This window comes from Thioalkalivibrio sp. ARh3 (genome assembly GCF_000377265.1).
Classification (GTDB): domain Bacteria; phylum Pseudomonadota; class Gammaproteobacteria; order Ectothiorhodospirales; family Ectothiorhodospiraceae; genus Thioalkalivibrio; species Thioalkalivibrio thiocyanoxidans.
Map to the genome: position 1 here is coordinate 82,109 of NZ_KB897948.1, position 12,736 is coordinate 94,844.

General features: G+C 65.8%; 15 protein-coding genes. 8 read left to right on the forward strand and 7 right to left on the reverse strand.

The features are described 5' to 3' along the window. Positions 1-18 precede the first annotated feature (18 nt). Both C995_RS0105210 and C995_RS0105215 read right to left on the reverse strand, forming a co-directional pair. Entirely contained in the window at positions 19-414 is a 396-nt protein-coding gene (locus C995_RS0105210; protein WP_018863935.1) for a DUF4168 domain-containing protein, read from the reverse strand. A 286-nt stretch (positions 415-700) separates the two neighbouring features. After that, the gene (locus tag C995_RS0105215) at positions 701-1,402 is read right to left on the reverse strand and encodes a DUF4197 domain-containing protein (protein WP_018863936.1); all 702 of its coding nucleotides are present in this window, start codon (positions 1,400-1,402) and stop codon (positions 701-703) included. Between the two features lie 108 nt (positions 1,403-1,510). On the opposite strand from C995_RS0105215, the gene C995_RS0105220 reads away from it, so the two are divergent. Beyond that, on the forward strand, positions 1,511-2,704 hold the full coding sequence (locus tag C995_RS0105220) for an alpha/beta fold hydrolase (protein WP_018863937.1): 1,194 nt from the start codon (positions 1,511-1,513) through the stop codon (positions 2,702-2,704). Here C995_RS0105220 and C995_RS13885 read toward each other — a convergent pair. Both C995_RS13885 and C995_RS0105230 read right to left on the reverse strand, forming a co-directional pair. Then, positions 2,618-3,316 (reverse strand): ABC transporter substrate-binding protein, encoded by a 699-nt coding sequence (locus C995_RS13885; RefSeq protein WP_196800150.1) that lies wholly within the window; start codon positions 3,314-3,316, stop codon positions 2,618-2,620. The two genes, C995_RS0105220 and C995_RS13885, sit on opposite strands and share 87 nt — an antisense overlap. 104 nt (positions 3,317-3,420) lie before the next feature. Beyond that, on the reverse strand, positions 3,421-4,944 hold the full coding sequence (locus tag C995_RS0105230) for an NAD(P)H-dependent oxidoreductase (protein WP_018863939.1): 1,524 nt from the start codon (positions 4,942-4,944) through the stop codon (positions 3,421-3,423). Between the two features lie 114 nt (positions 4,945-5,058). On the opposite strand from C995_RS0105230, the gene C995_RS0105235 reads away from it, so the two are divergent. After that, on the forward strand, positions 5,059-5,550 hold the full coding sequence (locus tag C995_RS0105235; protein WP_018863940.1) for an SRPBCC family protein: 492 nt from the start codon (positions 5,059-5,061) through the stop codon (positions 5,548-5,550). On the opposite strand, the gene C995_RS0105240 is transcribed toward C995_RS0105235, so the two are convergent. After that, positions 5,517-6,065: a cyclin-dependent kinase inhibitor 3 family protein gene (locus C995_RS0105240; protein WP_018863941.1), complete on the reverse strand. Its 549-nt coding sequence runs from the start codon at positions 6,063-6,065 to the stop codon at positions 5,517-5,519. The genes C995_RS0105235 and C995_RS0105240 overlap by 34 nt on opposite strands. A 102-nt stretch (positions 6,066-6,167) precedes the next feature. Here C995_RS0105240 and C995_RS14320 point away from each other — a divergent pair, with 102 nt between their 5' ends. From C995_RS14320 to C995_RS0105260, 4 genes are all read left to right on the forward strand, one after another. Then, positions 6,168-6,311: a hypothetical protein gene (locus C995_RS14320; RefSeq protein ID WP_018863942.1), complete on the forward strand. Its 144-nt coding sequence runs from the start codon at positions 6,168-6,170 to the stop codon at positions 6,309-6,311. Between the two features lie 35 nt (positions 6,312-6,346). Beyond that, positions 6,347-6,967 carry a phosphoribosyltransferase gene (locus C995_RS0105250; protein WP_018863943.1) on the forward strand — a complete coding sequence of 207 codons (621 nt, stop codon included), beginning with the start codon at positions 6,347-6,349 and terminating at the stop codon, positions 6,965-6,967. A gap of 89 nt (positions 6,968-7,056) precedes the next feature. Further along, complete coding sequence (locus C995_RS0105255; protein WP_018863944.1) at positions 7,057-7,710, forward strand: phosphoribosyltransferase; 654 nt, start codon at positions 7,057-7,059, stop codon at positions 7,708-7,710. After that, complete coding sequence (locus tag C995_RS0105260) at positions 7,697-8,344, forward strand: dienelactone hydrolase family protein (protein ID WP_026278960.1); 648 nt, start codon at positions 7,697-7,699, stop codon at positions 8,342-8,344. The genes C995_RS0105255 and C995_RS0105260 overlap by 14 nt, the downstream gene beginning before the upstream one ends. 36 nt (positions 8,345-8,380) lie before the next feature. On the opposite strand, the gene C995_RS0105265 is transcribed toward C995_RS0105260, so the two are convergent. Next, a complete protein-coding gene (locus C995_RS0105265; RefSeq protein WP_018863946.1) occupies positions 8,381-8,569 on the reverse strand; it encodes a hypothetical protein in 189 nt (62 codons plus the stop codon). Between the two features lie 49 nt (positions 8,570-8,618). Further along, positions 8,619-10,676: a sodium-translocating pyrophosphatase gene (locus C995_RS0105270; protein WP_018863947.1), complete on the reverse strand. Its 2,058-nt coding sequence runs from the start codon at positions 10,674-10,676 to the stop codon at positions 8,619-8,621. Positions 10,677-11,168: 492 nt separating this feature from the next. Between C995_RS0105270 and C995_RS0105275 the strand changes: the two genes are divergently transcribed. Further along, positions 11,169-11,714, forward strand: a complete 546-nt coding sequence (locus tag C995_RS0105275) for an HIT family protein (protein ID WP_018863948.1) — start codon at positions 11,169-11,171, stop codon at positions 11,712-11,714. A 122-nt stretch (positions 11,715-11,836) separates the two neighbouring features. Continuing rightward, a complete protein-coding gene (locus tag C995_RS0105280) occupies positions 11,837-12,505 on the forward strand; it encodes a c-type cytochrome (RefSeq protein WP_026278961.1) in 669 nt (222 codons plus the stop codon). Positions 12,506-12,736: the final 231 nt, after the last annotated feature.

The window sequence follows — 12,736 nt, forward strand, 5'->3', positions numbered from 1 at the left end:
GCGTAGTGCTTGTGCAGGTTACGAACCCTTCGCAATCTCGGCGAATTGCTCCCCGAGATCGCTGTCGTTGTCGATCAGGTAGGCAATATCCTGGTATTCCTCGACCGTCAGGTCCTCATCCTCAATCGCTGCCACCATTTCGTCGTTGGCTTCGTCACGCAGTTCCTGGGCGTCCTCGCCCTCCGCCTCCGCGATGTCGTCCGCGTATTCAGCGCGGATGTCCTGAGCGGCATGCGCCGCAGCCAGGAAGCTCTCCAGATCGCTTTCACTGACATCGTCGGCGGACATTTCGGGATCATCCGTCCATTCCTGCTCGAACACCGTCGGGTCCTCTGCGGCCGCCGTGCTCGCACCGCCCAGGGCAAGGCCCAGGGCCAGCGCGATCGAATATGCGGTACCGGTCTTGTGTCCCATCGTGCGCCTCCTGCTGCTTCAGATCGGTTGGCTTTTGATGGCCCGTCGCGATTGCTCGGGCCTTGGTCCAAAGCAAAGCAGGCTCCGTGCCAAAACGACCTGATCTCGGAAACTCGCGCCAGCAGGCGCTTTCAGCCTTAGGGCACCGCGGGCAAGTTGAACACCATCACACTTGCAGATGCGTCATTTCGACACATGCATCGCCTCGACCCGTGTCGCCACGACCCAGACACGAGGCGCTTTCGATACCGGTCTCATGGCGTCACAAACGCCGGTCATGCACGTGTCATGAGCCGAAATAGTCCCGCAGGAGTTGCGTCGTACGTGCAGCCGGGTCCTCGCGGACGCGGCGTTCTTCGTCCGCCAGGATGGTAAACAGGCCATCCAGCGCGTGATCCGTCACATAGCGGTCGAGATCCACATCCAGATCGGCCAGGCCGGGGATACGGCTGGCTGCATCGCGCAGCGGCTGGTACACCCGGTACACCCCGGCACCTTCCATGTGCTCGCGCACCACGGGCGCATAGCGCTCGCGCAGATCCGACTCGGACGCACCGCGCAGGTACTGGGTCGCGGCATCGTCATCACCGCGCAGAACCGCGTGAACGTCGGACGGGTGCATGTCGCGAATCGCATTCACGAACACCGGAGTCGCCTCGCGTGCGGCGGCCTCTGCGGCCCGGTTCATGCGCCGTTCGAGATCATCGACCTGGTTGCCCAGTCCGGCGCTGCGCAGCACATCCCCTGCCTGCCGCAACTCCTGCGGCAGACCGATCCGTATGGCCTGGTTGCCCCAATAGCCGTCCTCCCGCCCCGTGCGTTCCACGGTTCGTTCGGTGCCGACTCGAAGGGCCTCGCGGATCGCCTCTTCCGCCCGGTCTCCTCCACTCCCCTCGCCATTCAAGCCGAAGTCGCGGACATCCAGGCCTGCGCAGGCCGAGAGGAGAAACGGCAGGCACAGCAACAACAAGAGCGGCGAATGACGCATGCGGAAGCTCCGGGAAAAGGGTACGGACATGATACACCTCGCCCCACGCACACTCCGTGGCCGGTCCACCACATCCGGCACCGGGCGGCCCTTGCGATCCGCGCGCGCATGCCCAATCGTTACAATATGACCCGCCAATCGCGCCGCCGAACACGCTCCCGCAAGCGGCTGTACGCAGCCGCCCTGGTGATCGGCTTGCCGGTACTCGCGTTCCTCGCCTGGGTCACCTGGACCGAACAGCATCCGGAACAGGAGCGCGAACTGCGCCTGGAGGTCCAGGACCGCCTGCATGAATGGTTTCCGGAGATCATGGCGCTGCCCGATGACCTCCGCGGCTTTGTCCCGCGATCCTCGGTCTTCGATGATGACGTCCACCCCGAGGTCGTCATGCTGCACGGCCTCGACGAGCCCGGGGATATCTGGGACACGCTTGCACCTGCCCTCGACACGGCCGGCATCAATGGCTGGGAGTTTCGGTATCCGAACGATCAGGCGATTGATCGCAGTGCCGACCTCCTGGCCGAATACTGGGACACGCTGGATACCAACCAGCCGGTCATTCTGGTGGGGCACAGCATGGGCGGCCTGGTGATCCGCGACTTTGTCACCCGCTGGAGACACCCGGTCGACGAAGCCCCACGTGTCGAAGGACCGCCCATTGCGGGCGTGATCCTGGTCGCCACACCCAACCAGGGCTCTGACTGGGCACGCCTGCGGGTCTGGCTCGAGGTCCGCGAATGGCTCGCCGACATACGTGAGCAGCGCTTTTCGCTTTTCGCCGGGCTGCGCGACGGCACGGGAGCGGCCAAGATCGATCTGCGGCCCGACAGCGAATTTCTGGCGGATCTGAATCGGCGCCCCTGGCCGGAGGGTATCCCGGTACAGATCATCGGCGGCCTCGTGCCGGAACCGACACCGGCGATGGAGGCCAGCCTGCAGGCCCTGAGCGAGCAGTTCGGCATCGAAGACCTGCCCGAACGCATCGAAGACTGGTGGGAAGACACCAGCGAAGGCCTGGGCGACGGGGTCGTGCCGATCGAGTCCCTGTCACTGGAGGGCCACCCCGAACCCCTGATCCTGGAGGCCTCGCACCGCGGCCTGCTGGTGCCCGGTCCGCTGACGGAATACCCCCCGGCGATCGAACCGATCCTGCATATCCTGTTCGACTGGCGGGGCGAAGAACCGCCAGTCGCACCCGTCTTCCCTGAGCGGACGTCAGATGCCCAGCTCCCGCAGGACCTGGTCGATCCGCGGCACCAGATGCACATGCGGCGAGTCCTTGCGCACCAGAAGATGCATTGATGTCACATCCAGCACGTTCGACGAGGCCACCAGTCGCTCCAGCGAATCCGCCTCGTGGGGATAGGCCCGCTTCAGTTCCCGGATGGTGTGCTCGGTCACCTCGCTCATGTTGATCAGCACGTCGCCTTCGCCGGCCGCCAGACGCCGCAGGGTTTCCGAAAGCGTACCTTCGCGCTGCACGTCCAGGCCCTCCAGGTTGGCCTTGCCCCAGCCGTTGCCGGCGTAGTCCAGCACGCGGTATCCGGCAAAGTCCTCCAGGCGTTCCTTGGCCAGCAACGCATCGCGCTCGGGATGGTCCTCACGCACGAAGGCCACCCATTCCGGCTCGGCCAGCGCAACCTCGCTCGCCACCAGATACTCCTCGCGCTCCGGCGTCATGGTGGTGATGATCGCGTCGGCCTTGCCCTCCTTCACCAGACGCTGCGCCTCTTCCCATTCGTGGGGCTCGTGGCGCAGCGGAACCCATAGATGGGCAAAGGCCTCCTGCATCAACTGGACATAGTGCCCGACGAAGCGTCCGTCGCGGTCAATCCAGCTATACGGCGCCTCATCCCGATCGCCTGCGATATAAAACGCCTCACGGTCTTCCGCCAGGGCCGGCGTCGCCAACATCCCCAGCAGAACGAAACTCGACATCAGCCTTCCAAACATCTTCCGTCCCTCCCCAGCACGAACACCCGTCTGCGCATCGGCCATGGCGCCGGCCTTCTGCTCAATCAACCCGCCGCGAGATTCACCAGCGGCACCAGGCCAAACCACAGCACATAGGCTAGCGATACCGCCATCAGTCCGTCGATGCGTCCGTCGGGCGCACCGCGCTGCCGCTCGCGCCACAGGAGCCACATCAGCCACGCCGCATGCGGAACCACGAAATAGGCAATGCCTTCATAGGCCCCCTGAGCCCAACCGGTCAGGTGGAATGTCGTTCCCGCAACCGCCGCCAGAACGGTGAACCCCATTGCCACACCGAGGGCACCACCATTCCCCAGCCGCACCGCCAGGGTACGTTTGGCCACGGCCGCGTCCGCCTCGCGATCGGGAATACCGGAAAGCGTAATCGACGGGATGATCGCCAGAAACAGCGGCAGACTCAGCCACCAGGGCAGGGGGTCCGTCCAGTCACCGCCCAGGAATACATAGCCACACAGCAGCACACCCAGGCTGTGGGTCAGCGCGACATCCATCTCCCCAAGCCCGCGGTAACTGAGCTTCAGGGGCGGCGCCGTGTAGCCGATCGCGAGCACCGCCAGCACGCCGGCCACCCACAGCATGGGACCGGCATCGCCGGGCGCCACCGCGAGCAGCGCGGCAAACGCTGCCGCGAAGCCCCCCAGCGCCACCACCGTACCGGTATTGATCTCGCGCAGGGACAGCCGACCCTCCACCAGCACCCGCGAGCCGCCGGTAAACGGACTGTAGAACCGGTTCTGGCGATCGGAGCCGTAATCCACTCGCTCATTGACCAGGACCGTCGCCACCTCGAGCAGGAACAGGCACAGATAGCCAAGCCAGAACACCGGGTTGCGCAGTACACCGTCGTCCGGGGCCGCTGCCAGGGCCCCTGCGGTGTAGGCGACGAAGGTCATCGGATAGAACTGCAGACGCAGCGCCTGCAGCCAGCCCCCCAGCTTGAAGCCGGCCCGTTCGCGCAGACTCTCGCGCCCATGCTGCAGGCGCAGCCCTTCCTCGCGTGCGCGTTCGAGCCATACCTCGCGCTTTCGGTCGTCGGCCTCGCGCACCGAACCCAGCATCAACGACCGCACCGGGCGGATGCCGCAAAAACCCAGGGTCGCCCGCGCCATCGCGTTGATCCCCGGCTGGCGATACAGCAGCCGATGGATCAGTACCGGGGTATCCATCGTGGTGATCAGTTGTGCGGAGCGGCCCTGCAGCAGCCCCTCGTATCCGGTGCCGCCCTCACAACTGCGAAAGGCGAACTCGGGCGTCATCACCCGATCGAGAAAACCCTTGAGCAGCGCCGGCATGGTGCCCCACCAGGTGGGAAAGACGAATACGAGGTGATCGGCCCAGGCGACCAGTTCGCGCGCCGCGTCCAGGTCGTGTTCCAGCGCCTGCTGATTCGGCGAAGGCGTATGGACGTGGGGGTCGAATTCCAGGTGTGCCAGCTCCAGGGAGCGCACTTCCGCCCCGGCGGACCGGGCCCCGTCACGGTAGGCCTCGGCCAGCGCGCCGCACAGGCTGTCGGTACGCGGGTGACCCAGGATCACGAGCACCTTCATCCACCGTCGCTCCCGTAAAGGGTGACGCGGCCGCTACATCCCGGAGCGGGGGGTGTGATGCACACCGGGTTGCCTCCCTGCATACTCGAAGTCCTCCGAACCGCGTCGCTGAACATGCCCACGATCGAACACCAGGCCCACATCCGCGCGGCCCGAGCCGATGTATTCGCCCTGATCACGCGCGTCGAGGATTTCGTCCATTACAGCGAGGCCATCGAAACGATAACGCGCGTCGGGGAGGCCCGCTACCGATGGGTCGTCCGCATCGCCGGCATACCGCTGAATTTCGATGTCGAGATCACAGAATCGGACCCACCGGAGCGCTTTTCCTGGCAATCGCTGGCCGGCGTGCAGAATCATGGCACCTACCACCTGACACCCGTGAAAGACGGCACGACGATCCACCTGCGTCTAGAGTACGAGCTCGACAATCCTGTGCTTGAAGAGACCGTCCGCCAGGCGGCCAAACCGCTGATCCAGACCCTGAGCCGGGAGATCATCGGCAACGTGGAGGCGGAGCTGCAGAAGGCGCCGGGAGAAGGCGCAGACCACGAGGCTCCGGACCCGGATGCTCAGGCGCCGTTTACGGACAGGCCCAACAAGTAGCGCTGCTGATCCGGGCTCTCGATCGCGCCGGGGCGCGCCTTGCGCACCGTTGCGATGGCCTCCTCCGGGGCGAGGCCCCGTTCGATCAGCGTCAGGGCCGCAATCGTCCCCGCACGGCCAAACCCGCCACCGCAATGAAAAATCACCCCTTCGCCCGCACGCAGCCGCCGGTGCACCTCGGGGCGGACTTCGCGCCATCGCGACTCCCATGGGCGATCCGGTGCCGCCATGTCACCGATCGGCAGGTGCAGCCACGCCAGCCCCGCCGCACGCACGGCCTCGCCCAGCTCGGGCACACCGAGCGCGTCCAGTTCATGCCCCTGGTTCAGCGTGACCACGGCCGTCGCCCCCCAGCCCCGGACCGCAGCCAGATCCGCCGCCAGGTCCCGCTGACCACCGGGCACACCCGGCTCGCACTTGCCGGGGCAAAGCGTCATCCCGATGGCTCCGCCCTCGGGCAGGCGCACCGTGCCGATCTCCAGGGGGCAGGCCGGAATGTCGTTATTCTGCGTCATCAAGCCTCTCCCCATCGACGGGCGCGACGCCCCATCGTTCCGATCCCGGGTCCACAAAGGCCCGGTCTGCGAACCAACGGCGCATCCCCCAATCCTACCGGTATGGACATCCCGCTACTCATCCTCGGCCTGCTGCTGGTCGCCAGCCTGGCCGCATTCTTCACCGGCGTACTGCCCTATCCCATCGGATGGATCATCCTGACCATCGCCTTCATCGCACGCTTGCTCTTTCTGGCCGGCCGATAACATCCTTGATGCAGTAGCGATGGAGAGCGCCAGCGATGTCTGAAGCCCACAAGATGCCGGTACAGCTAATCAGTGTGAACGAGGTGGTCGACGCCTCAGACACCCTTGCCCGCCAGATTTTGGACAGCGACTTCCGGCCCGACACGATCGTCGCCATTGCCCGTGGCGGCTTCATGCCGGCGCGATTCCTGTGCGACTTCCTGCAGGTGCACAAGCTGCTGAGCGTCAAAGTGGAGCACTACACCTCCGGCGCGCGCGAGAAACAGTCCGCGGCCGTGACGGTTCCCCTGAGTGGCGAGGTCCGCGGTGAGCGTGTGCTGGTGGTGGACGATGTCAACGACAGCGGCGATACCCTGGCCGCGGCACGCCCGCATCTGGAGACCTTGTCGCCCGAGGCGGTGCGTACCGCCGTTCTGCACGAAAAGACCACGACCACCTGTCCGGCGGACTTCCGCAGCCATACCGTTCGCGAATGGCGCTGGCTGCTCTACCCCTGGGCGGTCGTCGAGGACGTCGGCCAGTTCATCCAGCAGATGGACCCGTGCCCCCATCACCGTGCGGACCTGATCGAACGCCTGCGCCTGGATTACAGCCTGGAGCTGCACCCCGGCGAGCTCGACCGCGTGATCCGCTACCACAATCTCGAGATCCGCTAACTCCGATTTTGCCCAGCCCTTCGGTGTTTTCCGCTCCATACGGGCCTACACTCCAGGTCAGTTCAACTGCGTATCGCTCGGAGAGCCCCATGCGTTTCCAGGACCGCACCGACGCCGGCCGACGACTCGCGCAAGCGCTGGACCGCTTCCGTGGCCAGCCCGGCGTGGTGTATGCCCTGCCGCGCGGCGGCGTCCCGCTCGGGGCCGTGGTCGCACGTCACCTGGATATGCCGCTGGATTTGCTGATCCCCCGCAAGATTGGCCACCCGTTTCACCCCGAATACGCGATCTGCGCGGTCCCGGAACAGGGCGAGCGCGTTTGCAACCCCCGCGAGGAAGAACGCGTCGACCCCGAATGGCTGGAACAGGCCGAGGCACGCGAACGCGCCGAGGCCCGTCGGCGGCGCGACTTGTACTGCACCACGCCCGCCCCGGACGTCGCCGGCAAACTGGCCATCATCGTCGATGACGGCATTGCCACCGGCCTGACCATGCGCGCCGCCATCCGCGACGCCCGTCAACGCCGCCCCAGCCAGATCATCGTCGCGATCCCCGTGGCCCCGGCCGAAACGGCGGAACTGCTCGAGGCCGAGGTCGACCAGGTGGTGACCCTGGACAGCCCGGTGTACTACCTGGGTTCGGTCGGGTCCTACTACGAATCATTCGAGCAGACCTCCGACGACGAGGTGATCCACCTGCTGGCGAGCGCCCATCATTCGTCCAAACCCGATGTCTCGCGCTGAACAACAGGATGTGACCCTCGCCCTGGACGGGCACCCCCATCAGGGGATACTCGGCCTGCCGGAAGTGCCCGCCGGTCTGGTCGTGTTCGCACATGGAAGCGGCAGCAGCCGCCTCAGCCCGCGCAACCACCAGGTGGCCCACGTGCTGCAGGCCGCCGGTCTCGCCACGCTGATGTTCGACCTCCTGACCGAGACGGAGGATCGCACCTACGAGAACCGGTTCGACATCCCGCTACTGGCCCGGCGGCTCGTACAGGCCTGCGAATGGGCCGCCTCCGAACGACGGCTCGACAGGTTGCCGATAGGCCTGTTTGGCGCCAGCACTGGAGCCGCAGCCGCATTACAGGCGGCAGCGGCGGCTCCCGATACCATCCGCGCCGTCGTCTCTCGCGGCGGCCGCCCCGATCTGGCGGGCGAGGCCCTGCCCCGGGTCGAATCGCCTACCCTGCTAATTGTCGGGGGCAACGACACCATGGTGATCCAGCTCAACCGCGAAGCGCAGGCCCGCATGCGTGCCACCTGCAAGCTCGCTATCGTGCCGGGCGCCACTCACCTGTTCGATGAACCGGGCACCCTGGAGCAGGCGGCCGATCTGGCAACGGACTGGTTTACGCGCTGGCTATGCTCGGCATAGTGCTCGCACGGGCCATGCCCCGTGTTATCCGCCCCGTTAGCGCGGCTTGCAGGCCAGGCCGAACTCGAAGGTGTGAATCTTGAAGCCCTCGGGGAACGCGGCCTTCAGTCGGCGCTCGAATTCGGCGTAGATCTCGGCCTTGTGCTGCTGGACGTCCCAGTCGCGGCTGTCGCAATCAACCCCCTCGACCTCCAGCTCCATGTTCAGCTCCAGATCCGGGGCCATTTGCAGTCGGATTGTCGGCATGTCGGTTCTCCTTCCGTTTCGCTGGGCCCTAAAGGACGGGCACCAGCAGCAGCGCCATGATGTTGATGACCTTGATCAGCGGGTTGATCGCGGGGCCCGAGGTGTCCTTGTACGGGTCGCCCACCGTGTCGCCGGTGACGGCCGCGTGATGGGCCTCGGAGCCCTTCCCGCCGTGGTGTCCGTCTTCAATGTACTTCTTCGCGTTATCCCACGCCCCGCCACCGGCGGTCTGGGAGATCGCCACGAACAGGCCGGTCACGATCGTCCCGATCAGCAGGCCGCCCAGCGCCTCGGTGCCGAGGAACACGCCGACCAGCACCGGCACCAGCACCGGCAGCAACGAGGGCAGGATCATCTCGCGGATCGCCGAGCCGGTGAGCATGTCCACGGCTCGGGTGTAGTCCGGCTTGGTGGTGCCCTCCATGATCCCGCTGATCTCGCGGAACTGGCGCCGCACCTCGTTCACGATGCCCGAGGCCGCGCGGCCGACCGATTCCATTGTCATCGCGGCGAACAGGAATGGGACCAGGCCCCCGATAAACAGCCCGACAATCACGTTCGGATTGCTCAGTTCGAAGTTGTGGGTGGCATCGGAGTGACGCATCAGCTCGTGGGTGTAGTCGGCGAACAGCACCAGGGCCGCGAGCCCGGCCGAGCCGATCGCATAACCCTTGGTGACCGCCTTGGTCGTATTGCCCACCGCGTCCAGGGCATCGGTGGTGTCGCGCACCTCGGAGGGCAGATCGGCCATCTCCGCGATGCCGCCGGCGTTGTCCGTGATCGGCCCGTAGGCGTCCATGGCCACGATGATCCCGGTCATCGACAGCATCGTGGTCGCGCCGATGGCAATGCCGTACAGGCCGCCGAAGGCATAGGCGACCAGAATCGCCGCACAGACCGCCAGCACTGGCGCGGCGGTCGCCTTCATCGACAGCGCCAGGCCGGCGATGATGTTGGTCGCGTGCCCGGTGGTCGAGGCCTGTGCCAGATGGCGGACCGGGCGGAACACCGTGGAGGTGTAATAGTCCGTGGCGACCATGATCACCCCGGTCAGCACCAGGCCCACCAGCGCCGCTCCATACAGACGCAGGGCCGCGCCACTCTCGATGCCCATGCTGGTGGCCAGCGCGTTGTCCGGCACCAGCACCAGCGTAATCGGCAGGAAGGCCACCGCGGCAAGCCCGCCGGACACCATCAGGCCCTTGTAGAGCCCCTTGATGATCTCCGAGCCATCGCGCGCCTTGACCGCGAAGGTGCCCACGATGGAGGCGAGGATCGCCCCGCCCCCCAGCACCAGCGGATACACCGAGGCCATCAGCCCCAGCTCGGGGATCAGCAACGTCCCCAGGATCATCGTCGCGATGATGGTCACCGCGTAGGTCTCGAACAGGTCCGCGGCCATGCCGGCACAGTCCCCGACGTTGTCGCCCACGTTGTCGGCGATCACGGCCGGGTTGCGGGGGTCATCCTCGGGGATGCCCGCCTCGACCTTGCCCACCAGGTCCGCCCCGACATCTGCGCCCTTGGTGAAGATGCCACCGCCGACACGCGCGAAAATCGAGATCAGCGAGCCGCCCAGTGCCAGCCCCACCAGCGGAGAAAGCCCGACCTCGCCACCCTCGGGTGTGAGCCACCAGAGCACGGCAAAATAGCCTGCCACTCCCAGCAGCCCGAGCCCGACCACCAGCAGGCCGGTCACCGCGCCCCCGCGGAAGGCCACGTCCATCGCCGCTTCCAGCCCCGACTTGGCCGCCGCCGCGGTTCGCACGTTGGCCCGCACCGCCACATGCATGCCAATAAACCCCGCCGCACCCGAAAGCACTGCACCGATCAGAAACCCGATCGCGGAGCCCACGCCGATCACCAGCCAAAGCCCGACGAACAGCACCACCCCGACCACTGCAATGGTCGTGTACTGCCGCTTCATGTAGGCCGATGCACCTTCCTGCACAGCACGGGCAATGCGCTGCATCTCCTGGCTCCCCTCTGACTTCGAGAGCACCCAGCGGATGGAAAACAGACCATAGGCCAGCGCGGCAGCACCGCACAGCAGCGCAAACACGAGGCCGTAAAATGGCATGGACATGGACTCCCCCTTCGATACGTCGTGACACAAAACATCCGGGGCGTCGGGCACCCGCGGCGGCCGACAGGCAGGCTGTCGACACGACACGGCCGCCCGGCGCGAATCCGGGCATCCGGTTTGTGCTTCAGTCGCGCATCGGCGCAACAGTCGAGGCGCGCGGCCACCGCGGACGCGGGGCGTACAGCCTCGATCAACGTATCGGGGGATGGTGGGTCTGGCCGCAAAACGGCTCGAAGGAAGGACCGCAAAAACCCCTTGCAATGATGGGGAACTTACGTGTTGACCCGCGGGGCGTCAAGCGCGACTTGCGACACCACAAGCGAAGGGGTGGTCGAATCTTGCTGGCTTTCGCCCGGCAGGGCCCACGCACGCCCACGAGATCGGGCGTACGGTCACACGAACTTCACCCGCCACTGCCCCACGAAGGGTTGAAGATCCAGTAGAATTGCCGGTTTAGGTTCCGCAACCAATCGATCACCACCAGGCATTTCGATGACCCGTGCCACAGCCAGCAAGGATTGTTACTTCTGCCGCGTCGCGGTCGGACTGGCCGATCCCCTCATCTACGAAAACCGTTCGTTCGTCGCCCTGTTCGACACCAACCCGGTCAATCCGGGGCATGCCCTCGTGATCCCGCGGCGGCACGTGGTTTCCCTGTTCGAGCTCGACGAAACCGAGCACGCCGACTACTTCGACGCCATTCATGGCGTGCGGCGGGTGATCGAAACGACCGACCGTGCCAGCCTGTACCGCAAGATGCTGCAGCGCGAGGATCTGCGCGAACGCCCCAAGGACCACATCGAAGCCGTACTGGAACTCCCCTTCCTGGACAGTCCGCCGGACGCCTATACCATTGGCAACAACGACGGCCGGGCCGCGGGACGAAGCATCGACCATCTGCACGTGATCCTGCTGCCCCGCTATCAGGGGGACGTCGAGGATCCGCGAGGCGGCATCCGCAACGTCATCCCGGACCGCGCGAAATACCACAGGCCCCCGCACGCTCGCACTGGCGCCGACCGCGTGGAATCACAATAAATTCACCGGCGTACTGGCGAGACCTGCCGCACATCCCTCGGGCCTTCAGCACTCCAGCTTCCTCCCACAGCGGCCCCATCCCGCTACAATGGGAGGTATCCCTTCCGCAAGCGGGGCTCTCGATGACTGCAGCACGCACGCCCAGCCAGGCCGCTTTACGGTTGCTGATCCTGATTGCCCCGCTATGGCTCGCAGGTGGAGCGGCCAGCGCCGAGGAAGACCCCGGTGCACGCATTGCGCAAGAGGGCAATGACCGCGGTGCGACCGCCTGTATCCAGTGTCATGGCGAACAGGGCCAGGGCCAGTCGCAGCCCCCATTCCCGCGCCTGGCGGGACTGCCGGAGCAATACCTGATCGAACAGATGGAGGCCTACCGCGAAGGCCTGCGTCCGAACGCCACCATGGCGCAGATCGCGCAGAATCTGGACGACGACGAGATCGAAGCAATCAGCCGCTATTACGCCGAAATGAAACCGGCGGGCGGCCCGCACGACGTGCCGGACGATCTGGTCAACAGAGGGCGCGAGATCGCCCTTGAGGGGCTGCCAGAACGCAACATCCAGTCCTGCGCCTCCTGTCATGGCGACGAAGGGCGCGAGCGCAATCCCAGCCTGCCGCCGCTGGCCGGCCATCCCCCCCGCTATCTCATGGCACAACTCCAGGCCTATGCCCACGGCGCCCGCGAAACCTCGCTCGCCGGACTGATGGAGGGCATTGCCAGCGAGCTGGAAGAAGAAGAAATGGCGGCCCTGGCGGCCTACTACGCCTCCCTGCCGGCCAGCGAAGAATAACCGGGGCTCGCCGGGCCCGGTCCATTCAGCCGACCCTAATCCGGTCCCACCGCCCGCGTGGCTGGCTCAGACATCGCGGTCGGACCTTGATATATCCCATTCAGTGGAGGCGCGGTTTACCGCTCAAGCGGCCTGCCATCACGCTTATTCAAAGCGTTTCAGGCCGGAAATCGCTATTCGTGTGACACGCCCCCAAGCTGTACTGCCGGACCACCCCACCTTTCCACGCCC

Coding starts and splice junctions, on each gene's coding strand:
- C995_RS0105255 (WP_018863944.1), top strand. CDS start 7,057: ATGCGTTTCCAGGACCGCACCGACGCCGGCCGACGACTCGCGCAAGCG.
- C995_RS0105210 (WP_018863935.1), bottom strand. CDS start 414: ATGGGACACAAGACCGGTACCGCATATTCGATCGCGCTGGCCCTGGGC.
- C995_RS0105215 (WP_018863936.1), bottom strand. CDS start 1,402: ATGCGTCATTCGCCGCTCTTGTTGTTGCTGTGCCTGCCGTTTCTCCTC.
- C995_RS0105265 (WP_018863946.1), bottom strand. CDS start 8,569: ATGGCCCCGGATCTGGAGCTGAACATGGAGCTGGAGGTCGAGGGGGTT.
- C995_RS0105240 (WP_018863941.1), bottom strand. CDS start 6,065: ATGACGCAGAATAACGACATTCCGGCCTGCCCCCTGGAGATCGGCACG.
- C995_RS0105220 (WP_018863937.1), top strand. CDS start 1,511: ATGCCCAATCGTTACAATATGACCCGCCAATCGCGCCGCCGAACACGC.
- C995_RS0105250 (WP_018863943.1), top strand. CDS start 6,347: ATGTCTGAAGCCCACAAGATGCCGGTACAGCTAATCAGTGTGAACGAG.
- C995_RS0105235 (WP_018863940.1), top strand. CDS start 5,059: ATGCCCACGATCGAACACCAGGCCCACATCCGCGCGGCCCGAGCCGAT.
- C995_RS14320 (WP_018863942.1), top strand. CDS start 6,168: ATGGACATCCCGCTACTCATCCTCGGCCTGCTGCTGGTCGCCAGCCTG.
- C995_RS0105260 (WP_026278960.1), top strand. CDS start 7,697: ATGTCTCGCGCTGAACAACAGGATGTGACCCTCGCCCTGGACGGGCAC.
- C995_RS0105275 (WP_018863948.1), top strand. CDS start 11,169: ATGACCCGTGCCACAGCCAGCAAGGATTGTTACTTCTGCCGCGTCGCG.
- C995_RS0105270 (WP_018863947.1), bottom strand. CDS start 10,676: ATGTCCATGCCATTTTACGGCCTCGTGTTTGCGCTGCTGTGCGGTGCT.
- C995_RS0105280 (WP_026278961.1), top strand. CDS start 11,837: ATGACTGCAGCACGCACGCCCAGCCAGGCCGCTTTACGGTTGCTGATC.
- C995_RS13885 (WP_196800150.1), bottom strand. CDS start 3,316: ATGTTGGCGACGCCGGCCCTGGCGGAAGACCGTGAGGCGTTTTATATC.
- C995_RS0105230 (WP_018863939.1), bottom strand. CDS start 4,944: ATGAAGGTGCTCGTGATCCTGGGTCACCCGCGTACCGACAGCCTGTGC.